The 22,271-nt window shown below is 61.4% G+C and carries 21 protein-coding genes; 8 read left to right on the top strand and 13 right to left on the bottom strand.

All coding sequences use genetic code 11. The features are described 5' to 3' along the window. Nucleotides 1-151: 151 nt before the first annotated feature. Both BS629_RS15335 and BS629_RS15330 read right to left on the bottom strand, forming a co-directional pair. Nucleotides 152-1,054: an SDR family oxidoreductase gene (locus BS629_RS15335; protein ID WP_018243331.1), complete on the bottom strand. Its 903-nt coding sequence runs from the start codon at nt 1,052-1,054 to the stop codon at nt 152-154. A gap of 87 nt (nt 1,055-1,141) precedes the next feature. Beyond that, nucleotides 1,142-1,885, bottom strand: a complete 744-nt coding sequence (locus tag BS629_RS15330; RefSeq protein WP_018243332.1) for an SDR family oxidoreductase — start codon at nt 1,883-1,885, stop codon at nt 1,142-1,144. A gap of 119 nt (nt 1,886-2,004) precedes the next feature. Here BS629_RS15330 and BS629_RS15325 point away from each other — a divergent pair, with 119 nt between their 5' ends. The 3 genes from BS629_RS15325 to BS629_RS15315 are packed head-to-tail and all read left to right on the top strand — an operon-like array spanning nt 2,005 to nt 3,938. Further along, on the top strand, nt 2,005-2,913 hold the full coding sequence (locus BS629_RS15325) for a LysR family transcriptional regulator (RefSeq protein ID WP_018243333.1): 909 nt from the start codon (nt 2,005-2,007) through the stop codon (nt 2,911-2,913). A 39-nt stretch (nt 2,914-2,952) separates the two neighbouring features. Then, the gene (locus BS629_RS15320; RefSeq protein WP_018243334.1) at nt 2,953-3,267 is read left to right on the top strand and encodes a hypothetical protein; all 315 of its coding nucleotides are present in this window, start codon (nt 2,953-2,955) and stop codon (nt 3,265-3,267) included. 53 nt (nt 3,268-3,320) lie between these two features. Continuing rightward, nucleotides 3,321-3,938, top strand: coding sequence for a DNA-3-methyladenine glycosylase (locus BS629_RS15315; protein ID WP_032980549.1), 618 nt, complete (start codon nt 3,321-3,323; stop codon nt 3,936-3,938). A gap of 60 nt (nt 3,939-3,998) precedes the next feature. Here BS629_RS15315 and BS629_RS15310 read toward each other — a convergent pair whose 3' ends face one another. Genes BS629_RS15310 through BS629_RS15300 form a run of 3 tightly spaced genes read right to left on the bottom strand, consistent with a single transcriptional unit; the run spans nt 3,999 to nt 7,213 of the window. Further along, nucleotides 3,999-5,540 (bottom strand): DHA2 family efflux MFS transporter permease subunit, encoded by a 1,542-nt coding sequence (locus BS629_RS15310; protein ID WP_018243336.1) that lies wholly within the window; start codon nt 5,538-5,540, stop codon nt 3,999-4,001. Further along, nucleotides 5,533-6,756, bottom strand: a complete 1,224-nt coding sequence (locus BS629_RS15305; protein ID WP_018243337.1) for an HlyD family secretion protein — start codon at nt 6,754-6,756, stop codon at nt 5,533-5,535. The genes BS629_RS15310 and BS629_RS15305 overlap by 8 nt, the downstream gene beginning before the upstream one ends. Beyond that, on the bottom strand, nt 6,749-7,213 hold the full coding sequence (locus tag BS629_RS15300; RefSeq protein ID WP_003542422.1) for a MarR family winged helix-turn-helix transcriptional regulator: 465 nt from the start codon (nt 7,211-7,213) through the stop codon (nt 6,749-6,751). Before BS629_RS15300 ends, BS629_RS15305 begins: the two co-directional genes overlap by 8 nt. Before the next feature lie 523 nt (nt 7,214-7,736). Between BS629_RS15300 and BS629_RS15290 the strand changes: the two genes are divergently transcribed. After that, nucleotides 7,737-8,912: an efflux RND transporter periplasmic adaptor subunit gene (locus BS629_RS15290; protein WP_018243338.1), complete on the top strand. Its 1,176-nt coding sequence runs from the start codon at nt 7,737-7,739 to the stop codon at nt 8,910-8,912. After that, complete coding sequence (locus tag BS629_RS15285; RefSeq protein ID WP_018243339.1) at nt 8,909-12,097, top strand: efflux RND transporter permease subunit; 3,189 nt, start codon at nt 8,909-8,911, stop codon at nt 12,095-12,097. The genes BS629_RS15290 and BS629_RS15285 overlap by 4 nt, the downstream gene beginning before the upstream one ends. Before the next feature lie 30 nt (nt 12,098-12,127). On the opposite strand, the gene BS629_RS15280 is transcribed toward BS629_RS15285, so the two are convergent. Then, entirely contained in the window at nt 12,128-12,904 is a 777-nt protein-coding gene (locus tag BS629_RS15280) for a metallophosphoesterase family protein (protein WP_018243340.1), read from the bottom strand. A 164-nt stretch (nt 12,905-13,068) separates the two neighbouring features. On the opposite strand from BS629_RS15280, the gene BS629_RS15275 reads away from it, so the two are divergent. After that, on the top strand, nt 13,069-14,196 hold the full coding sequence (locus BS629_RS15275; RefSeq protein WP_018243341.1) for a monooxygenase: 1,128 nt from the start codon (nt 13,069-13,071) through the stop codon (nt 14,194-14,196). On the opposite strand, the gene BS629_RS15270 is transcribed toward BS629_RS15275, so the two are convergent. Both BS629_RS15270 and BS629_RS15265 read right to left on the bottom strand, forming a co-directional pair. Continuing rightward, nucleotides 14,197-14,661, bottom strand: a complete 465-nt coding sequence (locus BS629_RS15270; protein WP_026188508.1) for an RrF2 family transcriptional regulator — start codon at nt 14,659-14,661, stop codon at nt 14,197-14,199. A 176-nt stretch (nt 14,662-14,837) separates the two neighbouring features. After that, nucleotides 14,838-15,626 (bottom strand): SDR family NAD(P)-dependent oxidoreductase, encoded by a 789-nt coding sequence (locus tag BS629_RS15265; RefSeq protein WP_018243343.1) that lies wholly within the window; start codon nt 15,624-15,626, stop codon nt 14,838-14,840. A 143-nt stretch (nt 15,627-15,769) separates the two neighbouring features. Between BS629_RS15265 and BS629_RS15260 the strand changes: the two genes are divergently transcribed. Next, entirely contained in the window at nt 15,770-16,540 is a 771-nt protein-coding gene (locus BS629_RS15260) for a TIM barrel protein (RefSeq protein WP_018243344.1), read from the top strand. On the opposite strand, the gene BS629_RS15255 is transcribed toward BS629_RS15260, so the two are convergent. Beyond that, complete coding sequence (locus tag BS629_RS15255; protein WP_018243345.1) at nt 16,537-17,073, bottom strand: carboxymuconolactone decarboxylase family protein; 537 nt, start codon at nt 17,071-17,073, stop codon at nt 16,537-16,539. The two genes, BS629_RS15260 and BS629_RS15255, sit on opposite strands and share 4 nt — an antisense overlap. A 132-nt stretch (nt 17,074-17,205) precedes the next feature. Between BS629_RS15255 and BS629_RS15250 the strand changes: the two genes are divergently transcribed. Continuing rightward, on the top strand, nt 17,206-17,679 hold the full coding sequence (locus BS629_RS15250) for a cupin domain-containing protein (RefSeq protein WP_018243346.1): 474 nt from the start codon (nt 17,206-17,208) through the stop codon (nt 17,677-17,679). Nucleotides 17,680-17,751: 72 nt separating this feature from the next. Here BS629_RS15250 and BS629_RS15245 read toward each other — a convergent pair whose 3' ends face one another. The 4 genes from BS629_RS15245 to BS629_RS15230 form a co-directional block, all read right to left on the bottom strand. Next, entirely contained in the window at nt 17,752-18,861 is a 1,110-nt protein-coding gene (locus BS629_RS15245; RefSeq protein ID WP_018243347.1) for a sn-glycerol-3-phosphate import ATP-binding protein UgpC, read from the bottom strand. A 12-nt stretch (nt 18,862-18,873) separates the two neighbouring features. Further along, on the bottom strand, nt 18,874-19,788 hold the full coding sequence (locus tag BS629_RS15240) for an ABC transporter permease subunit (protein WP_018243348.1): 915 nt from the start codon (nt 19,786-19,788) through the stop codon (nt 18,874-18,876). Nucleotides 19,789-19,798: 10 nt separating this feature from the next. Beyond that, nucleotides 19,799-20,683, bottom strand: coding sequence for a carbohydrate ABC transporter permease (locus BS629_RS15235; protein WP_018243349.1), 885 nt, complete (start codon nt 20,681-20,683; stop codon nt 19,799-19,801). A 213-nt stretch (nt 20,684-20,896) separates the two neighbouring features. Beyond that, the gene (locus BS629_RS15230; protein ID WP_018243350.1) at nt 20,897-22,252 is read right to left on the bottom strand and encodes an extracellular solute-binding protein; all 1,356 of its coding nucleotides are present in this window, start codon (nt 22,250-22,252) and stop codon (nt 20,897-20,899) included. Nucleotides 22,253-22,271: the final 19 nt, after the last annotated feature.

Genomic DNA, 22,271 nt, shown 5'->3' with positions numbered 1-22,271 from the left:
CGGGAGAGAGCGGCAGGGAATTCCACTCTCTCGCGATAAAACAGATATACGCACTCCCCGCAGGATTGTAAGGAAAAATTCCGCAATCACGTTCACATAATTGCGATGACCGGTTGGCGCTCATGTTCCCGCGCCAGCGGCAGGCCGGATTTCAATTCCCGACGGCCGGCTTCAGCAGGTCCTCGAGGCCGATGCGGCGGAACAATTCTGCCCGGACACGGTCGGCGACGCCGTTGACGATCTCCGCGCCGTCCTCGGATGGATCGATATGGACGCGGAACGGCCTCGTACCGAACGGCTTGCCGACGACATCGACAATGGCGACGGCTACCGTGCCGGCATCGGCGCCGGCCGGTTCGAGTGCTGCCAGGCCCTGCAGCGCCTGTTCCGGCACACCGTTGTAGGGTCCTTCATTATATTCGGCGGCGCGGGCGGTATCATCCGGCGAACCGGAATGGGCGAAATGGTTGGTGCCCTTGGTGAAGGCGCCGGGCACGATGATCGAGGTCTCGATGCCCCAGCGGGTAAGCTCGCCGGCATAGGAGACGGCAAGTGAATCCATCGCCGCTTTGGCGGCGAAATAGGGCGAGAGGTAGGGAGGCGTGCCGCCGCGGCTGCTCGACGACGATACCCAGACCACCAGACCCTTGCCCTGCTTGCGCAGATAGGGGAGTGCCGCGCGGTTGACGCGCTGGGTGGAGAGCACGTTGATGTCGAAGAGCTCGGCGAACTGTTCCGGCGTGAAGGCTTCGGCCGGGCCGAAGGACATATGGCCGGCATTGTGGATGATGACATCGAGGCGGCCCGCATCGGCGATAATCCTGGCGATACCTGATACAACCGAAGCGTCGGAGGCGACATCGAGTTCGACCGAGCGCAGATCGACGTTGTTGTCCCTGGCGAATTCAGCCGCATCGGCGACGGCCGGAGCGTTGCGGCCTTCCGTGGCGCGCATGCCGGCATAGACGGTATGGCCGGCCTTCGCGAGGGCGCGGGCGGTAAGAGCGCCGAAACCGCTGGAAGCGCCGGTGATGATGATGACTTGCTTGCTCATGATCCTATTCCTTCTGGGTTCGATTGGGGTTGGTTGAAGTGGAAGCTTGAGGTTGGCGGCGGCATCGAGACAGCCGCCAGCCCTTCATCAGATCACGCCGCCATTGGCGCGCAGCGTCTGGCCGTTGATCCAGCCGCCGTCCGGACCGGCAAGAAAGGCAACCGCAGCGGCGATGTCTTCCGGTGTGCCGAGGCGTTCCAGCGGGTTCATCTTCGCCATGCGGGCGATCAGTTCGTCCGACTTGCCGTTGAGGAAAAGGTCGGTGGCCACAGGGCCAGGTGCGATGGCGTTGACCGTGATGTTGCGGCCCCGCATCTCCTTGGCCATGATCGCCGTCAATGTTTCCACGGCAGCCTTGGTGGCAGCGTAAACGCCATAGGTTTCGAGCTTCAGGCCGACGACCGACGTCGAGAAGTTGACGACCCGGCCGCCGTCACGCAGCCGCTTGGCGGCTTCCCGCAGCGTATTGAAGGTGCCCTTCAGATTGACGCCGATCTGCCGATCGAAATTGGCGTCATCGGCCTCGGCAAGCGAAGAGAGCATCATGATGCCGGCATTGTTGATAAGCACGTCGACGCCGCCGAAAGCGGCTTCCGCGGCATCGAACATGCGGCGGACGGCTTCGGCGTCGCTGACATCGGCTTTCGCCGTCAGCGCCTTGCCGCCGGCCTGCTCGATCTCCTGGACCAATTCCTCGGCCGGAGCGGCATTGCCGGAATAGTTGATGACGACGGTGAAACCGTCCTTGGCGAGGCGTCGGGCGACTGCCGCTCCAATGCCGCGGGAAGCACCGGTGACCAGTGCCACCTTGCCGTTTTCTTTGGAAGCCATTGTCCTTCTCCTTCATCCTGCGCCGCAGCGCGTTTTCAATGAGGAGAAGATGCACCTGTTCATTATGCGGATAATCATGCATTCTTCGGCATCACTATCCGGGAATCGCGAACAAAAAGATGGACAGATTTGATGCCATGCGCGTGTTTTGCCGCGTCGTGGAACGCCGTAGCTTCACGCTTGCTGCCGAAGACACCGGCCTGCCGCGCTCGACCGTCACCGATGCGATAAAGCAGCTCGAAGCCCGCCTCGGCGTGCGTCTGCTCCAGCGCACGACACGCCATGTCAGCCCGACGCTCGACGGCGAAGCCTATTACCAGCGCTGCCTGTCGATCCTTGCCGATATCGAAGATGCCGAAGGCGCTTTCGCCGGCGCCAAGCCGAAGGGCCTGCTGCGCGTCGATGTGCACGGCACGCTCGCCCGGCATTTCGTGCTGCCGAGCCTGCCGTCTTTTCTAGAGACCTATCCCGAGATCGAATTCTACATGAGCGAGGGCGACCGGCTGGTCGACCTGGTGCGCGAAGGCATCGATTGCGTGCTGCGCGTCGGCACGCCACAAGACAGCGACATGGTCGCCCGGCGCGTTGCCTTGCTCGATGAGGTGACACTCGCCTCTCCTGAATATATCGCCACCCATGGCCTGCCGCAGCACCCTGACCGGCTTGACGGCCATCGCATGGTTGGCTTCCGCTCCAGCAGCACCGGCAGCCTGTTGCCGCTCGAATTCATCGTCGACGGCACGGTGCGTGACATCTCCATTCCCGCCACCGTCGCGGTCAACGCCGCCGAAAGCTATATTTCAGCGGCGAGGATGGGCCTCGGCATGATCCAGATTCCGCGCTATCACGCCGAAAAGGACCTTGCCGCGGGCACGCTGGTCCGCGTGCTGCAGGATTTTCCGCTGACCCCGACGCCGGTTTCCCTGCTCTACCCCCGTAACCGCCAGCTTTCGCCGCGCGTGCGCGTCTTCATCGACTGGCTGGTAAAGGTCTTCGCTCGACAAAATTCCGAAAACGCGCTTCACTAAAATGCGCCTTGCTAATATGAGCGCCCACGGAGAACGGCCATGGCACTCAACGATATCACCGTCTACCAGACGGAAGACGGCTTCGTCGTCGAATTCGGCGGCGAAGGCGAAGACAGCATTGCCGTGACGCTGCGCAGCACGCCTGAGCTGACGTCGGAAAATGCCGTCTTGCGTGCCAAGGCCCTGCTTGCCGCAGCGATCGAACCTGTCCATGGCGACGGCGCGCGCGGCAAGGACCCCGCTTTGCTCGAGGAAGAGCTGGAGGAGGGTCTGGAAGACTCCTTCCCGGCGAGCGACCCGGTCTCGGTCACATCATCCTCGATCCCGATGCGCGATCCGAATGCCGGCCGCTGATCCCTGTCGCGCAAACGCATGAAACGGTTTTGGGATGACGATAAGCGCGTTGAATGTTATCTGCGTCTGATATGACCGATGGTGGAACGATATCAGGCGCAATCGGCGCCGGCACGCTCACCGGCGAAAGCCTCAGGAAATTTTTCGAGCGCGATGCGATCACCGTCTCTCGTGACCTGCTCGGCTGCCATCTGACCGTGGATGGCGTCGGCGGACGCATCACCGAGACCGAAGCTTATTTCCCCGATGACGAGGCCTCGCACAGCTTCCGCGGCCCGACCAAGCGCAACGGCGCCATGTATGGCAAGCCGGGCAACGTCTATATTTACCGTATCTACGGCATGTACTGGTGCCTGAATTTCGTCTGCCATCCGGGTTCGGCTGCACTCATCCGCGCCCTGGAGCCGGAAACGGGAATTCCTGTGATGATCGAGCGGCGCGGCACCGATATGCTGACGTCGCTCTGCAGTGGTCCCGGCAAGCTCTGCCAGGCACTCGGCATCGATATCGAGATCAATGACAGGCTGCTCGATCGCCCGCCCTATGCGATCACGCCGTCCGCACCGGTGCCGATCGTCTCGGGAAAACGCATCGGCATCACCAAAAATGCCGAAGCACTATGGCGCTTCGGCATTCAGGGATCGCGTTATCTCAGCAAGCCGTTCCGCTAGAGCATGATGCCGAAAAGCGCGACGCAGTTTTCCGTCCGGAATTGCGGCAACGCCTGGAGTTCATTCCATCACGGCGCTGTGGTCGACGGCAGGTGCTGCCTTCGGTTTGCGTAGCAATAGCACCAGCGGGATGACTGCAAGCGACATCAGCATCAGCAGCTTGAAATCGTCCATATAGGCAATGATCGTCGCTTGCAGCGTGATGACCTCGTTGAGCGAGGCGCGGCCGGCCGCAGTCACCGGGCTGAGCCCCTGCGCAGCCACCGCATTGAAAGCGTGATTGAACGGCGTCACATAGGCCGCGATCGATTCATGATTGCTCTGCGTGTTCTCGACGATCAGCGCCGAGACGATCGAGATGCCGACCGCCGAGCCGATGTTTCGCGACAAGTTGTAGAGACCGGTGCCGTCGCCGCGCATATGGGCGGGCAGCGTGGAAAAAGCGATCGTAGTCAGCGGCACGAACAGAAAGCCGAGACCGGCGCCCTGGATGAAGCCGACCGAGACGATCGTCCATTGCGAGACGTCGGGTGTCCAGCCGGTCATGTCATACATCGCCCATGCGGTGAGCCCCAAGCCGAGCGCCAGCAACGCGCGCGTATCGACCTTGCCGACCAGCCGCCCGACGATGAACATGCAGAGCATGGTGCCGAGCCCGCGCGGCCCCATGACGATGCCGGCGGTGATGACGGGATAGCCCATCAGCGTCTGCAGATAGGGCGTCATCAGCGCCAGCGAGGCGAGATAGGTAATGCCGATCACAAAGATGAAGATCATGCTGATCGAGAAGTTCTGGTCGAGGAACAGCTTCGGGTTCACGAAGGATTTCTCCGCGGTCAGCGTATGCACGACCAGCAGATAGAAGGCGGCAGCGCAAATCAGCGCCTCGACGACGATCTCGCCCGAGGAGAACCAGTCGAGCTGCTCGCCGCGGTCGAGAAAGAGCTGCAGCGCGGCAATACCGAGGCTCATCATCCCGAAGCCGAACCAGTCCAGTTTGGCGAGCAGATCCCTCTTGGTCTCGGTGACGAAGACGACGATGCCCATGAAGGCGAGCGCGCCGATCGGCACGTTGATATAAAATACCCAGCGCCAGCTGATATTGTCGGTCAGCCAGCCGCCGATGACGGGCCCAAGCACCGGCCCGACCATGACCGAGACGCCGAAAAGGGCCATGGCCGAGCCGCGCTCCTCGACCGTATAGATGTCGAGGAGGATGCCCTGGGAAAGCGGCACCAGCGATGCCCCGAACAGGCCCTGCAGCAGGCGGAAGGCGACGATCTGGTTCAGCGATTGCGCCAGGCCGCAGAGAACGGAGGCCGCCACAAAGCCGGCGATGGCGACGAGCAGCACGCGTTTGCGGCCGAACTTGGCGGCGAGGAAGCCCGACGGCGGCGTCATGATTGCCGCCGCGACGATATAGGAAGTCAGCACCCAGTTGATCTGGTCGGCAGAGGCCGACACGCTGCCCTGGATATAGGGCAGCGCGACGTTGGCGATCGTCGTGTCCAGCGCCTGCATGATGACGGCGAGAATGACGCAAGCCGTGATCGCACCGCGATTGGCAATCGGCGTCGCCGGAGAAGCAGAAGCGTTACTCATGATCCTTGCCCTGAGGCCGACCCAGAAGCTTGTTGACGAAATCAGGCAGGCCGCGGGCATGGCCGGTCTCGACATCGACCACCGTGCTCATGCCGACGCGCAGAGGCGGCTTGCCCTCGGTGTCCTCGATGCTGACGCGCATCGGAATGCGCTGGACGACCTTCACCCAGTTGCCCGTAGTGTTTTGCGCCGGCAGCAGCGAGAAGCTGGAGCCGGAGGCCGGGCTGATGCTCTCAACCTTGCCCTTCCATGTCACGCCGGGATAGGTGTCGATATAGATCTCGGCCGTCTGGCCGGGCTTGACGTAGGTGAGTTCAGTTTCCTTCGGGCTGGCGGCGATCCACAAATGGTCGGTGGCAACAAGCGAGAAGGCCTGCTGCGAAGCCTGCAGGTAGGAACCGACCTGCAGCGCGTTGACATTGGTGACGATGCCGTCGAATGGCGCCTTGACGACGCTGTGGTCGAGTTCGCGCTGGGCATTGTCGACCTGCGACTTGGCCTGCAGGTAGAGCGGGTTTTCCTCGACCGGCTGGTCGGCATTGCCGCCGAGCTGGGCGAGTGTCGTTGCGGCTTCCGCCTTGGCGACGGCAACCTTCTGCTGCGCGGCTTCCAGATTGTGCTTGGCTTCGTCATAGGCCGACTGCGTCGCGCTGCCGTTGTTGACGAGGTTTTGCTGCCGGTCAAACTGATCCTGATAATAGGGCAGGTCGGCTTGCGCCTGGGTGATCTCGGCAAGCGACTGCTGATAGCTGGCCTTGAGATTCATGATCTGGTTGCGCTGCGCGCCGAGCTGCGCCTTGGCGCCATCGAGCGCAATCTTGAAAGAATCCGACCGCAGGCTGAAGAGCACCTGCCCCGCCTTGACGGCCTCGTTCTCATGCACGTTGATCTGGTCGACGATACCCGAGACATCGGTGGTAAGCCCGACCATGTCGGCCTGGATATAGGCGTTGTCCGTCGACATCACCTGGCCGCCATTGACGTAATAATAACCGCCGACGACGAGCGCCACCGGCAGCAAGGCAAACAGGATCGGCCGCGTGAGACTGCGCCGGCGGCGGACCTTGTTGCCGCCAGGCGCAGCCACGGCGGCAGCCGGCGCTGAATTGGATGAAGGCGCTTCGGCTACCGTTTCCTGCTGTTTCTCTTGGTTTTCTTCGACAGGGTTCTTGGCACTGGCGTCGGCAACGACGCGGAGGGGGGATTGATCAGCCATCGTTCGTCTCATTCTCATCAACCGGGCTCCGGCATGCCTGAACCAGGTTCGTCTTCATTACGGATAGGATGTGGAAAAGCTGCTCGCGCTGCTCGGCCGAGACGCCTTGCAACGCTTCCGCACGGGTGGTGTCGCCGAGCTCGCGCATTTCGGCGAGCAGCGGGTGCGCCTCGTCGCGCATGTAGAGAAGCCAGATGCGTCGGTCGGTCGGGTGCTGGCGGCGCTCGATCAGCCCGCGTTCGGCGAGCTTGTCGAGAATGCGCACCAGCGTGATCGGCTCGACTTCGAGGATTTCGGCAAGGCCACCTTGATGGATGCCTTCGTTATTCGAGAGATAGGCAAGCGTCTGCCATTGCGACCGGGTCAGCCCAAGGCACTTCGCGCGCTGCTCGAACCGCTTGCGCAGCAGCCGTGCGACGTCGTGGAGAAGGAAACCGAGGGTGGGAGTGGCGTTCATGAAAACCTGTGCCGTTATTTATAAGCATACTTATAATATCGGTAGATATATTGAGCATGCGCGTCGCACAAGGGCATGGACGGCAGATTCAACGGCAGCGGCTAAAATGCCGCAGACCGGTCAAGCATATCCTGTGGCTCCTCCCTTTCGCCGTCCGATGCGCCGCGCCGACGAGATCGATATCTTTCAGTTTCTCAGGAGCTCGACTGGGCCGAACTCGCCGCTCTCCCACCCGGCAGAGACGAGATCGTCGAGAGCTGATGTCCCCTCTAACGTTTTGATGGATTGCGGAATCGTTACCAATTGGCATTTGCAATTTTTCGCCGCTGCCGTTTATAGTCCAATTCCATAGGGTTACGATTTTTCTGATGTGCATTGCGTGCCGGCCTTCCTTTTCCAAGGGATTGAACGCCGGGGGAATCATGGGGGCAGAGGCCCTCGTTCAAAGCAGCAAGACCTGAACAGCATCACTTCATCTTGAGGTTGGCGGCAGTGAATCGGCCGTCGAGATTGGAGGACCGGTATGACTTACGCGCTTCGACAGATGGTGGTGCTTGGCTATATTGCCGCATTCATGCCTCTCCCCGCGCTGGCCCAGAGCGCCCCACCGCCCCCGCCCGTCACCGTCGCCAAGCCGGTCGTTCGCGATGTCGTCGACAGCGACGAGTTCATCGGCCGTTTCGAGCCGGTCGACGAAGTCTCCGTTCGCTCGCGCGTCGGTGGTTACCTGCAGGAAATCCATTTCCAGGACGGCGCATTGGTCAAGCAGGGCGACCTGCTCTTCGTTATCGATCAGCGACCGTTCGTAACCGCGCTCAATCAGGCAAAAGCGACACTCGAATCGTCGCAATCCGCCCTGGTCTTTGCCGATGCGCAATATAAACGCGCGCAATCGCTTGCTGCGAGCGGCAGCCAGTCGGCGCAGACGCTGGATGATCGCCGCCGGGAATTCGATTCGGCCGAGGCCAATGTCCGCGGCGCGCAGGCCGCAGCCGATCGCGCCTCTCTCGACATGGAATATACCGAGATCAAGGCGCCGCTCAGCGGCCGCATCGACCGCCGGCTGATCTCGGCCGGCAACCTCGTGCAGACCGACCAGACTGTGTTGACGACGATCGTTTCGCTCGACCCGATCGATTTCTATTTCGACGTCGATGAGCGCCGCCTGCTGAATTTCGCCGACACGGCGCGCAAACTGGGCAAGGATCTCCAGCAGGGCGGCGGCGGACTGGATGTGTCCGTCATCATCTCGGATCCCAGTGCCAAACCATTCAAGGGAAAGCTCGATTTCGCCGAGAACCGGGTCGACAATGAGAGTGGCACCATTCGTCTCCGTGCCCGCTTCCCCAACCCCGATCTCGTCCTCCAGCCCGGCCTTTTCGGTCGCATACAGGTCGAAGCCTCCAACACCTACCAGGCCATTCTCGTCCCCGACGAGGCCATCGGCTCGGACCAGAATGAGCGCGTCGTTTATGTCGTCGGGACAGACGGCACGGTTTCGACCAAGCCGGTGAGACCCGGACCGCGGCTCTACGGCTACCGTGTCATACGCGAGGGCCTTGACGGCACCGAGACGATCATCGTCAACGGCCTTATGCGCGCCCGGCCGGGTGCAAAGATCACGCCTCAGATGACCGAACTGCCGCAGGAGCGGCAGGACACTGCGCCCGAAACCGCCGGCGCGGAGAGCGGACAATGAGATTTGCTCATTTTTTCGTGGACCGGCCGATCTTTGCGGCCGTGATCTCGATCCTTCTTCTCGTCGTCGGCGGCATTGCCTATACGCAATTGCCGGTATCGCAGTATCCGGAGATAGCGCCGCCGACCATCGTCGTGCGCACCTCTTATCCGGGTGCCGACCCGCAGACGATCGCCGATACCGTTTCGACGCCGCTCGAACAACAGATCAACGGCGTCGAAGACATGCTTTATATGTCTTCCTACTCCAGCGCCGACGGCGCCATGTCGCTGACGATCACCTTCAAGCTCGGCACCGATCTCGACAAGGTCCAGGTGCTCGTCCAGAACCGCGTTTCCATCGCCCTTCCCCGTCTTCCCGAGGAAGTCCAGCGGCTTGGCGTGACCACCGACAAAAGCTCGCCGGATCTGATGATGGTGGTGCACCTGCTTTCGCCATCGCACCGCTATGACCAGCTTTACGTCTCGAACTACGCCCGCAACCGCATCCGCGACGTTCTCGTGCGCCTTGACGGCGTCGGCGACGTGCAGATCTTTGGCGAGCGCCAGTATTCGATGCGAATCTGGCTGGATCCGGAAAAGCTCTCCGCTTACGGGATGACATCCGATGACGTCGTCTCCGCGTTGAGAGATCAGAACGTCCAGGTATCAGGCGGCAAGATCGGTGCCCCACCCGTCACCGGCAAGAATGCATTCGAATATACGGTGCGAACGGATGGCCGCTTCTCCGACGTGCGCGAGTTCCGATATGTCATTGTGAAATCGACGACATCGGGGCGGCTCGTGCAGTTGCAGGATGTCGCCCGGATCGAACTCGGCGCACAGGATTACGTCACCAACAGTTATCTCAACAACGATCCCGCAGTTGCTCTCGGCATCTTCGCCCGGCCGGGAACCAACGCCCTGGACACGGCCCATCAAGTCCAGACGCTCATGAAGGACATATCCCAGAATTTCCCGCCGGGTCTGGAATATCGTATCGTCTACGACACGACCGAATTCATCTCGGATTCGATCACCGAGGTCTATAGAACCATTGCAGAAGCGGCCATCCTGGTGGCAATCGTCGTTCTTGTCTTCCTGCAATCCTGGCGAACCGCGATCATTCCGATCATTGCCATCCCGGTATCGCTGATCGGCACCTTCGCCGTCCTGCTCGCCTTTGGCTTCTCGCTCAACATGCTCACCCTGTTCGGTCTCGTACTGGCGATCGGTATCGTAGTCGATGACGCGATCGTGGTGGTGGAAAACGTCGAGCGCAATCTGGCACGCGGCATGACGCCGAAGCAGGCGTCTCACGTCACGATGGACGAAGTCGGAACCGCCGTCGTCGCCATCTCGCTGGTGCTGATCGCCGTGTTCGTGCCGACAGCCTTCATTCCAGGCATCTCTGGCCAGTTCTACAGGCAGTTCGCGGTCACCATCTCCGTCACCACTGCAATTTCCGCATTGAATTCGCTCACACTGTCGCCCGCGCTCGCAGGCATATTGCTGAAAACCCATGACCATGAAACCAAACGCATGAATGTCGCATCCCGTGTGGGAAGGGGGCTTGCAAACGGCTTCAACCATGGATTCGATCGGCTGAGTTCCGGCTATTCATGGACCGTTCGGCATCTGGTCAGCAGCTGGATTGGGTTGACAGCCGCGATGGTCACCTTCGCCTGCCTGCTCGGAGCGACCTGGTACATGGGCACGAAAGTTCCCGCGGGCTTTATCCCGACCATGGACCAGGGTTACGCCATCATCGTCATACAGCTACCGGACGGCGCCTCGCTCGCGCGTACCGATGCCGTCGTCAAACAGGTGGGCGATATCGCCCGCACCGTGCCCGGCGTCGGCAATGCCGTGCAATTTGCCGGCTTCAGCGGGGCGACGTTCACCAATGCCTCGAATGCCGGCGTCGTCTTCGTCCCGTTCAAATCCTTTGCCGAACGTGAAGAAGGCGGGGAGAATGCCAACAAGATCATCGGCGAGCTTTACGGAAAGCTGCAAAGCATCCAGGAAGCCTTCATCATTGCCATCCCGCCGCCATCCGTGCGTGGCGTCGGCAATTCCGGCGGCTTCAAGATGCAGATTTCCGATCTCGAGAACGCCGACATGACGCGCGTGCTCGGCCTCGCCCGGCAGATGATGGGTGCGGCGGCAACGACCGAGGGGCTGACCGGCGTCTTTACGACATTCTCCGATGCAAGCCCGCAATATTTCCTGGCGATCGACCGCGACAAGGCGCGTTTCCTGAATGTGCCGATCCCCAATATCTTCAACGCCCTTTCCATCAATCTCGGCGTCGCCTATGTGAACGATTTCAATGCGTTCGGCCGCGTCTACCAGGTTCGCGCCCAGGCCGATCGGCAATACCGCATGGACCGGGAAGACATCCTCGCCCTGAAGGTCCGGTCGGCGACCGGCGCGCTGGTTCCGCTTGGAACCTTGATGGACATCCAGGATGCCAGCGGCCCGGCGCTTGTCCAGCGCTACAACATGTATGTCTCGGTGCCGCTTCAGGGCAATCCGACGCCGGGCACGTCGACAGGCGATGCCATCGCCAAGATGGAAGCGCTGGCGGCGAAGATCCTGCCGCAGGGAACGACCTTCGAATGGACGGAACTCGCCTATCAGGAAACCCACACCGGCAACACTGCCATCTACATCTTCGCCCTGTCCGTCGTCTTCGTCTTCCTGGCGCTGGCGGCACAATATGAAAGCTGGGTTCTGCCCCTGGCGATCATTCTCATCGTCCCGCTTGCGGTGCTCGCGGCATTGATCGGGGTCTCTCTGAGGGGAATGGACAACAATGTCCTGACGCAGATCGGCCTGATCGTTCTGATCGGCCTTGCGGCCAAGAACGCCATTCTGATCGTCGAGTTCGCCAGGCAAGCGGAAGACGAGGGCAAGTCGCCGGTGGAGGCGGCCATCGAGGCCAGCCATCTTCGCCTGCGCCCGATCCTGATGACGGCATTCGCCTTCATCTTCGGCGTTCTGCCGCTTGCCATCGCCACCGGCCCCGGCGCCGAAATGCGCCAGTCGCTCGGCACCGCCGTCTTTTCGGGCATGCTCGGTGTGACGATCTTCGGCCTGTTCCTGACGCCAGTCTTCTACGTCGTGCTGCGCGGCTGGCGCCGCAAGCGGCCGGCCACTGTAGAGCCAGCGAAGACAGAGCCGGTCGAGGAAGGGGTCGTCTGAGACGATCCCACCCGGTTGAGGAAACGGAAGTCAGGTCGAAAACAGATGCACCTTGCCCTGCCAGAAGCGGGCGACGGTGAGTCTGCCGCTGCGATAAGCGCGCGTATCGATATTGAGCCGCCTCGGCCGTATATCGGGTTCGTCGTTCGGCGTATGGCCGTGAACGACGAGTTTTGGTAGCGGCACCCGGCTTTCGAGAAACCGCTGGCGGATGAGGACCAGATCCTCGTCCGTCTGCCTGTCGAGCGGCAGTTTCGGATTGATGCCGGCATGCACGAAAATCACGCTTGGGGTTTCCAGCAGGACAGGCATCGCCCGCATGAAATCGATATGCGTACGCGGCAGCGACTGCCGGATGAAGGCATCGAGCTTCGCGCCAGTGGGGAAGACCAGCGGCAGGTGCTCCGGATCGAGGCCATAGGATTTGAGCAGCTCCGCTGACCCCATCTGCATCCAATCGTCATAGGAGATCCAGCCGTCGATATAGTCGAGCATGGCGACTTCGTGATTGCCGGCAAGGCAGATGCGGTCGAATCCATCCGGCGGTGGCTCCATGAGATGGTCGATGACCTGTGACGATTCCGGGCCGCGGTCGATATAGTCGCCGAGCGTGACGATCAGCTTACGCCCGGGCAACTGCCCGCCATCGCGCAGGATCGCCGCCTCGGCTTTCACAAGCAGATCGTAGCGACCGTGAATATCGCCGATCGCATAGGTTGGGATAGCGGCAATATCCAGCGTCAGACGCGGTCTCGGCTGGCGCGCCATTTTCGAAACCTCGCTGTTGCGAGCACGAGAGTCGCTCATCATATTTCTCGATTAAGAAAGCCCCACTTCACCGTAAGTAGCGTGGAGAACAGGGCAATCAAGCTGGTAAGAAAATTCAAAGCACACGGGTTTTGTAGAAAAACCGGCCTTATCATTCGAGGGGCAATCCCTCACTCCTAAATCCATAGAGAAAAGAGTGACCGATGGGAACGGTATCGCAATTTCATGAGAGCCTGAGGCCTCCCGCGCATCGCATCGAAAGCGAAGAGGAGGCAATATCCACGGCCCGCGATCTCGCCGCCGCATTCCGGCGTCAGGCGAGCGAGCGCGATATCAACCGCATCCTGCCCTTTGCCGAGCTTGATGCGCTGTCGGTATCCGGGCTGACGGCAATCGCCGTACCGCCTGACCATGAAGGGCTCGACGTGTCGAACGCCCTGCTCGCCGAAATCGTTGCAATCATCGCCGAGGGCGATGCCTCGATCGGCGAGGCGCTGGAAAATCACTTTTGCGTACTGGAAACGCTCCGCACCCAGGCTGCCGAGGATTTGAAGGCATCGCTGTTTGCCCGGGTGCTGCTCGGCGACCGCTTTTCGGCCGCCACCTTCACCGATGGGGCCGAGCTTACCGCCGAAGGTCCGGGCTACCGCCTGAGTGGGCGCACGCGGCAGGCGCCCGGTATTCTATTCGCCGACTGGATCGCCGCTGCTGCCACCGCCCCGCCCAGCCGCCCGGTGACGCTCTATCTCGCACGCGATGATGAAGGCGTGCAGGTGGTCGACGATTGGGACGGCTTCGGCCAGCGCACCAATGGATCAGCGACCGCGATCGTCGGCACGCTTCACGTCAATGCAGATGCGATTGCCCCTGCCCCCTCCTCCGGATATTCGACCGGCATCTCGCTCGGCCTGCTGCTCAAGGCCGGCGTCAGCCTGGGCATCGCGCGGGCCACATGGAGCGACCTGATGGCCGCGATTGGCGATCGCAGCGCGACCATCCTCCCCCGGATCGGCGAGCGCGCCATCCGCATCGAAGCGACGGCGGCAGCCTTGGAACGGGCTGGCCGCAAACTCGACATTGCCCAGGTCAATCCTATGGAGGCAGCGATGGTGGACGCGCATTTTTCCGCCTCGGCCGCCGCAATCCTTGCCGGGGAAACGGCGCTCGACACCGCAAACGCGCTGTTTGAACTTGCAGGAGAAACATCGGCCGGCATCGGCCTCAATCTCGACCGCCATTGGCGCAATGCCCGCATTCACGCGCTATCGCTGCCGCGGGATAAGTTGATGCACACCGCAGGCGAATATATATCGAAGGCCGGCGGCGCCTAATCAGCTGGCGGCGGAGATCGGGAATTGTTCTTTGGCGCCTTCGATGCGGCCGCCGTCGGCGACGAACTGCTCGAGGGTCATATTGTCGAGAATGGCGGCGATCGCGTCACGAACATCGGTCATCGAGCGCCGCACCTGACAGGTCTCGGGATCGGCACAGTCGTCGCAGGCCTCGTAAGCCGTACGGCTGGCGCAGCGGATCGGCGCCAACGGCCCGTCGAGCGTGCGGATGACATGGCCGATGCGGATTTCGGAGGCCGGCCGTGACAAAGAATAGCCGCCGCCCGGTCCCTTCTTCGAGCGCAGGATGCCGACATTGCGCAGTTCGAGCAGGATGGTATCGAGAAACTTCTTCGGGATATTGTTGCGGGCGGCGATGTCATTGATGAAGGCAGTCTCGCCCGGCGCCAGCCGCGCCAGGTCGACCAGCGCCTTCAGCCCGTATTTTCCCTTTTTCGTCAGCATCGTCGTCGCCTTGTAGAAATCGCAGTATTTATCCTGCCAATAGCAGGCAAATAGCGTCAAAAGCGTGAACATACAACAAAATAGCTATTATTTATAGCTTGTATCGGCAACGTCCACAGAAACGCCCGGCAGCCCTGAGAAAGACCGGCCGCCGCACGCCCTGCCGGCAGTCTCGGTCAGATCGTCTTCAGCATGCCGCCATCGACGAAATAGGTCGAGCCGATGCAATAGCTCGCGCGCTCCGAACTCAGGAAGACGAAGACATTTGCCAGCTCCTCCGGTGTGCCGAAGCGTTTGGAGGCGGCGTGCTCATTGGCAACGCTCTGCAGGTAGCCTTCCCAGTTCCCGCCGGTTTCGGCCGTCAATTGTTTGGCGGTCTTGATCCAGTCGGGCGTCAGGATCAGGCCGGCATTGACGCAGTTGACACGGATATTGTCCTTGATGAGTTCGGTCGAGAGCGTCTTCGAAAACATCATCAGCGCCGACTTGCTGACATTGTAGATCGGCTCGTACCAGAGCGGCTGAACGGCACAGATCGAGGCGTTGTGCAGGATCACACCGCCGCCGCGCTCCTTCATCTGCGGGGCGATGCCGCGCGCCAGCCGCACGGCGGCCATCACATGCAAGTCCCAATAGGTCTGCCACTTCTCGTCGGGTGCCTCCATTACCGTCTCGTTCGATCCGGTGCCGGCATTGTTGATGAGGATATCGGCGCCGCCTTTTTCGGCCGCCGCCGCTATGATCGCCTCGGTTCCCGCAACCGTTGCCACATCGGCGACAACAGCGGCGGCGCTGACCCCGTATGTCTCGGCGATACGGGCGGCTTCCGCCTCGAGCCGTTCGCCGCCGCGCGCTGCCAGCACGAGGTTGGCGCCCTCAGCCGCCAGCCCCTCGGCGATCGCCAGCCCGATGCCGACCGATGCACCTGTTATGACGGCAGTTTTTCCCTTCAATCCGAGATCCATGTCTTCCTCCGCAAACGGCCGGAGATTCCGGCCTGATGGGCTGAGTGTTCCGCCAATGAATCCCGGCGTCAAGCGCCCCGAACACCTCTTGCGGCAGGCGCCGATCTGTCGCATGCCTGCATCAACACTTGGGAGGAGTTTTCATGCGACGTTATTCAGCCTGCATAGAGTGGCTGTTTGCCGAAGAAGGCGACAGCTTTCCCGATCGCATCCGCCACGCCCATGCGGCCGGGCTGACGGCGATCGAATTCTGGCGCTGGACCGACAAGGATCTGGACGCGATCGAGGCAGCGCTGAAGGAAACGGGCCTTGCCGTCACCAGCCTCGTCGCCGAACCGATGATCGCGCTGACCGACGCCGCCAACCGGCAGGCCTGGCTGAGAGGCCTGGCTGAATCCGTCGCTGTCGCGAAACGTCTTGGCGCGCCGGTGCTGATCGCCCAGGCGGGTGACGATCTCCCGGGCTTGACTCGCGAAGAACAGCGCCGGGCAGTCACCGAAACGCTGAGAGCCGGCGCCGATATCCTCAAAGGCAGCGGTGTCCGCCTCGGCGTCGAGCCGCTCAATACCCGCATCGACCATGTCGGCTACTTCCTCGATTCGACCCGAGAAGGCCTCGACATCATCGATGACGTCGCCCGCCCCGAGATCGGCATCGTCTACGACATCTACCATTCCGCAGTGATGGACGAACGTACCGAAGAGGTGCTGAACGGCCGCCTCGACCGTATCATCCACGTCCATGTCGCCGATCACCCAGGCCGCAACGAACCGGGTTCCGGCAGCATCGACCTTGCTCCTCGCCTCGGCTGGATCTTCGCCAACGGCTATGACGGCGCCGTCGGTTTGGAGTACCGGCCGACCAGGCCCGGTGTGGGCGCAGTCAAGGCCGCGATTGCTTCGCTCGGCGGTTAAGCTGAGCTGGCACCTTCGGCGAAGACTTCAAGCTCGGGATCGAAATCGACCTCGACGACATTGTTGAAGACGGCGGTGGCCAGCATGATGCCGGCGAAGGCGACGAGATCGACGAGCACTTTGGTCTCGTAGCGCTCTTTCAGCTTTGCCCAGAGTTCAGCGGGAACGGCGTTGGAATCGGCGACGATCGCCTTGCCGAAGGCGTCGAGCAGCGCCTCTTCGTCGGAAAGCTCCAGCGCGTCGGGATTGAAACCCTTGTTGATCAGCGCCCGGCGAAAGAAGGTGATGGCGATCTTCGATTGCGCCGCCTTCGAGATCGCATGCGAGAAGATCCAGATCGCCCGGTCGTTGATCGCGGGGTCGAGTTCGGCCCGTAGCGTGAACCATTCGGCATAGATGCGATGGGCGGCCGGCGAATGCAGCAGCGTGCGCTTCATGTTGGTCATCCGCCCGCGCAGCCTGATTTCCTCGTCATGCGCCGCACGAACCTCTTCCGAAGCGGTGTCGTAATCGATCTGCGGGAGGTGGCTCATCGGGTCCGTTCTTTCCTTTGTGCATAGAAGCTATCGGGGCGCCGAGATATTGGGCGACAGCCCAGCGGCAAATCCGCTTGGCCGCCGCCCGGCGCCGGCCTAGACTGACCAAATCGAAGCTGGAGGCAAGGCATGAGCGACGACCACGAGCAGCATCATGTCGACTGGCGGGAACATGGCGTCAAGGTCATTCCCGGCAATTCGCTCGATCCGAACACCGCGCAGACGCCGGGCATGAACCGCGCGACGGCGATCAACAATGCGCGCGTCGGCGCCGAGAAGATCTGGGCGGGAGCGGTGACGATCCATGCCAATGCCAAGACCGGGGCCCATCATCACGGCGAGCTCGAAAGCATCATCTACGTGGTCAAGGGCAGGGCCCGCATGCGCTGGGGCGAGCATCTGGAATATACTGCCGAGGCCGGCCCCGGCGACTTCATCTACGTTCCGCCCTTTGTGCCGCATCAGGAGATCAACGCCAGCCGCGACGAGACGCTGGAATGCGTGCTCGTCCGCTCAGGCCAGGAACCGGTCGTCGTCAATCTCGACATCGAGCCGGTCGAAAAGCCGGAAGACGTCGCGTGGATCGACCCAATCCACCGATAGGCAATTCACGTTCGAGCAAGCGGCTGACATCCTCAGCCGCCGAACGCTCTGCAAGGATCATCGCAGACCGCTTTAGGCGTGGACGGCGCCTGCGCCTTTCATAACAGGGTTCTCGATGATCCGGCCGGTATCGGCGGCATAGAGGTGGATCTGGTCGTAATCGATCGCGATGCCGATCGGATCGCCCGACTTCACCTTCACGGCCTCGGTCAGCGCCACCGCAAAGGGCAGCCCGTCGAAATCGGCGTGCACGACGCGGCTCGCGCCGAGCTCTTCGATGAAATCGGCCGTTGCGGTGAGGGCGCCGGGCGCATCCGGGGCCACCAGCCGGGCGGCTTCGGCGCGCATGCCGAGTACGACGCGTTTGCCTTTCAGCGGTGCAGCGCGTTCGCGCGGCAGTACGACCTTGCGGCTCTGATCGTAGACGAAGACGCCCTCGTCATTGATCGTGCCCTCGAGCAGGTTCATCGCCGGCGTGCCGACGAAGCCCGCGACGAAGCGCGAGACCGGATGATGATAGACCTCTTCCGGCGTGCCGACCTGCTCCACCCTGCCGCCGTTCATCACCACCAGCCGGTCGGCCAGCGTCATCGCTTCGGTCTGGTCATGCGTGACGAAGATCGAAGTGGCGCCGAGACGACGGTGCAAGCGGCGGATTTCGGCGCGCATGGCGATGCGCAGCTTGGCGTCGAGGTTCGACAGTGGTTCGTCGAAAAGAAACACCTTCGGTTCGCGGATCATCGCGCGGCCCATGGCGACGCGCTGGCGCTGACCGCCGGAAAGAGCGGCCGGCCGGCGTTCGAGGAAGGGTTCGAGGCTGAGCGCCTTGGCGACCTCGCCGATGCGCCGGCTCCGCTCCGCCTTCGAGACGCCGGCCACCTTCAATGCGTAGCCGATATTCTCGGCAACGCTCATATGCGGATAGAGCGCATAGTTCTGGAACACCATGGCGCAGCCGCGCTCGCGCGGTTCCAGCTGGTTGACGACGCGGCCGTCAATGGCGATTTCACCGCCAGTGATTTCCTCGAGGCCGGCGATCATGCGCAGCAGGGTGGACTTGCCGCAGCCGGACGGGCCGAGGATGACGATGAACTCGCCGGACTGGATGTCGAGATCGACGCCGTGAACGACGGGATTCTTGCCGTAGTTTTTCTTCACGCCACGAATGGAGATCGGTGCCAAGGGAATACTCCTTCACTTCTCGGTGGAGATAAGGCCGCGTACGAACCAGCGCTGCATCAAAATGACGAGGATCAATGGCGGCGACATGATGATCAGGGTTCCGGCCATGGCGACGTTCCAGTCGGGCAGACCGAATTCGGACGGGATGAGGGTCTTGAGCTGCGTCACGGCGATGCCGAATTTCGGATCGGTGGTGATCAGCAGCGGCCAGAGATACTGGTTCCATGCCCAGACGAACATGATGGTGAAGAGCGCGATCATGTTTGGCCGCGAAAGCGGCAGCAGAATATCCCAAAAGAACCGGACCGGGCCCGATCCGTCCATCTTCGAGGCCTCAGCAAGTTCGTCGGGAACCGTCAGGTAGAACTGCCGGTAAAGGAAGGTGCCGGTCGCGGTCGCGACCAGCGGCAGAACGAGACCGGGATAGGAATTCAGCAGGCCCCACTCGAGCTTGATCTGGAAGCCGGTGATCTGTGCAACGAGCCAGCTTATGCCGGTAAAGTCGAGGATCGTCTGGAAAGGCTGCAGCGCGTTGGCCGCAATCGAATAGGTCGGCACGATGCGGACTTCCAGCGGCAGCATCAGCGTGATGAAGATGATCCAGAAAATCACGTACCGGCCACGGAAGCGGAAGTAGACGATGGAGAAGGCTGCCATGGAAGACAGCATGACTTTGCCGGCGCCGACCGTTGCGGCGAAGATGATGCTGTGGAACAGCTTGTTGCCGAGATCGGCGCGAACCCAGGCCGTCTCAGCGTTTTCCCAGAAATGCGAGCCCGGAGTGAGCGGCAGCGGCACGCGATTGACCGTCTCCAGATCCAGCGTCGACGCGATGATGACGATGGCGAAAGGCAGAAGCGCGATCACCATGCCGAGCGCGAGAAGCGTATAGCAGATGAAGTTGAACATCGGCGTGCGTTCGATCATGTCCGCGACCTCACTTGTAGTGCACGCGCCGCTCGATGAAGCGGAACTGGAAGATGGTAAGAAGGACGACGAGCACCATCAGGATGATGGATTGCGCTGCGGCGCCCGAATAGTCGAGACCTCTGAAGCCGTCGAAATAGATCTTGTAGACCATGAGCTCGGTGGCGCGCGCCGGGCCGCCCTGCGTCATGACGTCGACGATACCGAAGGAATCCTGGAAACTCTCGGTGATGTTGATGACGAGCAGGAAGAACAGCGTCGGCGTCAGCAGGGGCAGCTGGATATCCCAGATCCGGCGCATCGGCCCCGAACCATCCATTGCGGCGGCCTCGATCAGCGAGCGCGGAATGCCTTGCAGCGCCGAGAGGAAGAAGATGAAGTTGTAGCCGATATATTTCCAGGAGAAGGCGACGATGACGGCGATCATCGCATCCTTGCCGTCGAGTGCGGGGTTCCAGAGGCCGGGCCAGACGTGGTTGATAACCGACAGAAGGCCGGCTTCCGGAGCCAGGATGAAGCGGAAGGCGAGGCCAAGAGCGGGAGCGGCAATTGCGTAAGGCCAGATGAAGACGGACCGGTAGACCTTGTGGCCGCGCAGTTCACGATCTGTCAAAAGCGCCAGGATGAGCGCCAGCCCCATGGCAATGGCCGTCGAGCTGAAGCCAAAGATCGTGCTGCGGGTGATCGAGTCCCAATAGATCGGATCGGTGAGCAGCTGTCTAAAATTGTCGAAACCGACCCAGGCATTGCCGCCGCCCCATGGCTGCTCGAGCGTGAACGCCCAATAGAGCGCCTGCGCACTCGGCCAATAGAAGAAGACGAAGATCAGCAACAGCATCGGAAATGCGAAGAGCAGTCCGATCGTCGTTGAGGAGAAAGTGACGCGCTTTTCCATGAGTGGTCGTTTTCGTCCTGGTTTGGTTTAAAGCATGTCGAGCAAAAGTGTGCAGCGGTTTTGCGGTAACGACATGCGTCGAAATAATGATCTAAAGCGCGAGCGGCGCGCTTTAGGCGCGGGCGGGGAGTTCGCATCCGCGGCCGACTAAAGAACTTACAAAGACGCACCCGGCGCGCGAAACGCGGGCCGGGTGCGGCTCATATCAAGCGATTAGGGGAGCTGAACGTTCTTGTAGGTCTGCTGGAAGCGACGCAGCAGCGTATTGCCGCGTTCGGCAGCCCCATCGAGCGAAGCCTGGACATCGGCATTGTTGACGAAGATTGCCTGCAGACCATTGGCGATTTCGGTGCGGACCTGCAGCAGGCCACCGAGGCGGATGCCGTGCGGAGCCGCGTCGCCAGCCGGGGAAGCGGTCAGGCTCTGAATGGCGAGTTCGCGGCCGGCATAAGGAGCCTTGTCGTAGAAGCCCTGCTTCTTCAGATATTCGAAGCCGGAGTTACGAACCGGGATGTAGCCGGTAACGGTCGACCAGGTAAGAGCTTCTTCCGGCTTTGCGATGAAGTTGAAGAAGGCAGCGGCAGCCTTGTATTCAGTGTCGGAATGACCCTTCAGAACCCAGAGCGAAGCGCCGCCGACATAAGAGCTGTGGCGGGTTGCGTCGCCGTAGGTCGGGAGCATGGCAACGCCCCAGTTCATGCCCTGCTTGGCGGTGCGGCCAACATTGCCGTGGTCGCCGACCGAGGTCAGGATGACCTGGCAATCGCCAGCGGCAAAAGCTTCGACGAAGGTCTGGCCGACAGCCTTGTTCTTGATGACGGCAAGCTTGTTGTCGTACCAGGACTTGAGGTCCTTGACGTAGCTGACGAGAAGCGGGTTCTTGTTGAACACCAGCTCGCCGTCGAGACCTTCAAAGCCGTTCTTCTTCGTGGCGATCGCTTCGCCGTTTACGGCTTCGAACTGCTCGATATACTGCCAGACTTCGTTGTTGGAGATGTCAAAGCCGAGCGGGCAAGCATAGCCTGCATCCTTCAGAGCCTTGAGGTCTTCGCCTGCTTCCTTCCAGGTTGCCGGAGCATGATCCTTGCCGATCTTGGCGAAGGCGTCCTTGTTCCAGTAGAGCAGAGCGGTCGAGGAGTTGAAGGGGAAGGAGTACATCTCGCCCTTCGAGGTCGCGTAGTAACCGGAGATACCGGAGAAATAGTCGTTCCAGTCGACCGTGTAGCCCATGTCGGCCATCAGCTTGTTGGCCGGGTAGTAGGCGCCGGAGAGCATGATGTCGAGCGTGCCGGCGTCGGAGACCTGGGCGATGGTCGGCTGCTTGCCGGCGCGGAAGGCAGCGATGGTGTTCTGCAGGGAAGCGTCGTAGCTGCCCTGGCTGGTGCAGACGACTTCGTAGTCGGCCTGCGACTGGTTGAAGCGATCGCACTGCTCCTGGACACGCTTTGCAATGTCACCGGAATTACCGAACCAGAAGTCAATCTTGGTCTTATCGGCGGCGGCAGCGGGACCAGCAAGAAACGCTGTAGCGAGAAGGGCGCCAACGGCGCCGAGAAGCTTGGCTTGCATGAGAACCTCGAACGTAAAA

The sequence above is a fragment of the Rhizobium leguminosarum bv. viciae USDA 2370 genome (assembly GCF_002008365.1).
Classification (GTDB): domain Bacteria; phylum Pseudomonadota; class Alphaproteobacteria; order Rhizobiales; family Rhizobiaceae; genus Rhizobium; species Rhizobium leguminosarum.
Note: the sequence above shows the minus strand (reverse complement) of the source record. Positions and strands in the feature narration are given on the sequence as shown.

Excerpts from the sequence above, each read along its gene's own strand:
- BS629_RS15335 (WP_018243331.1), bottom strand. The coding sequence starts at position 1,054 with ATGAGCAAGCAAGTCATCATCATCACCGGCGCTTCCAGCGGTTTCGGC.
- BS629_RS15330 (WP_018243332.1), bottom strand. The coding sequence starts at position 1,885 with ATGGCTTCCAAAGAAAACGGCAAGGTGGCACTGGTCACCGGTGCTTCC.
- BS629_RS15325 (WP_018243333.1), top strand. The coding sequence starts at position 2,005 with ATGGACAGATTTGATGCCATGCGCGTGTTTTGCCGCGTCGTGGAACGC.
- BS629_RS15320 (WP_018243334.1), top strand. The coding sequence starts at position 2,953 with ATGGCACTCAACGATATCACCGTCTACCAGACGGAAGACGGCTTCGTC.
- BS629_RS15315 (WP_032980549.1), top strand. The coding sequence starts at position 3,321 with ATGTTATCTGCGTCTGATATGACCGATGGTGGAACGATATCAGGCGCA.
- BS629_RS15310 (WP_018243336.1), bottom strand. The coding sequence starts at position 5,540 with ATGAGTAACGCTTCTGCTTCTCCGGCGACGCCGATTGCCAATCGCGGT.
- BS629_RS15305 (WP_018243337.1), bottom strand. The coding sequence starts at position 6,756 with ATGGCTGATCAATCCCCCCTCCGCGTCGTTGCCGACGCCAGTGCCAAG.
- BS629_RS15300 (WP_003542422.1), bottom strand. The coding sequence starts at position 7,213 with ATGAACGCCACTCCCACCCTCGGTTTCCTTCTCCACGACGTCGCACGG.
- BS629_RS15290 (WP_018243338.1), top strand. The coding sequence starts at position 7,737 with ATGACTTACGCGCTTCGACAGATGGTGGTGCTTGGCTATATTGCCGCA.
- BS629_RS15285 (WP_018243339.1), top strand. The coding sequence starts at position 8,909 with ATGAGATTTGCTCATTTTTTCGTGGACCGGCCGATCTTTGCGGCCGTG.
- BS629_RS15280 (WP_018243340.1), bottom strand. The coding sequence starts at position 12,904 with ATGAGCGACTCTCGTGCTCGCAACAGCGAGGTTTCGAAAATGGCGCGC.
- BS629_RS15275 (WP_018243341.1), top strand. The coding sequence starts at position 13,069 with ATGGGAACGGTATCGCAATTTCATGAGAGCCTGAGGCCTCCCGCGCAT.
- BS629_RS15270 (WP_026188508.1), bottom strand. The coding sequence starts at position 14,661 with ATGCTGACGAAAAAGGGAAAATACGGGCTGAAGGCGCTGGTCGACCTG.
- BS629_RS15265 (WP_018243343.1), bottom strand. The coding sequence starts at position 15,626 with ATGGATCTCGGATTGAAGGGAAAAACTGCCGTCATAACAGGTGCATCG.
- BS629_RS15260 (WP_018243344.1), top strand. The coding sequence starts at position 15,770 with ATGCGACGTTATTCAGCCTGCATAGAGTGGCTGTTTGCCGAAGAAGGC.
- BS629_RS15255 (WP_018243345.1), bottom strand. The coding sequence starts at position 17,073 with ATGAGCCACCTCCCGCAGATCGATTACGACACCGCTTCGGAAGAGGTT.
- BS629_RS15250 (WP_018243346.1), top strand. The coding sequence starts at position 17,206 with ATGAGCGACGACCACGAGCAGCATCATGTCGACTGGCGGGAACATGGC.
- BS629_RS15240 (WP_018243348.1), bottom strand. The coding sequence starts at position 19,788 with ATGATCGAACGCACGCCGATGTTCAACTTCATCTGCTATACGCTTCTC.
- BS629_RS15235 (WP_018243349.1), bottom strand. The coding sequence starts at position 20,683 with ATGGAAAAGCGCGTCACTTTCTCCTCAACGACGATCGGACTGCTCTTC.
- BS629_RS15230 (WP_018243350.1), bottom strand. The coding sequence starts at position 22,252 with ATGCAAGCCAAGCTTCTCGGCGCCGTTGGCGCCCTTCTCGCTACAGCG.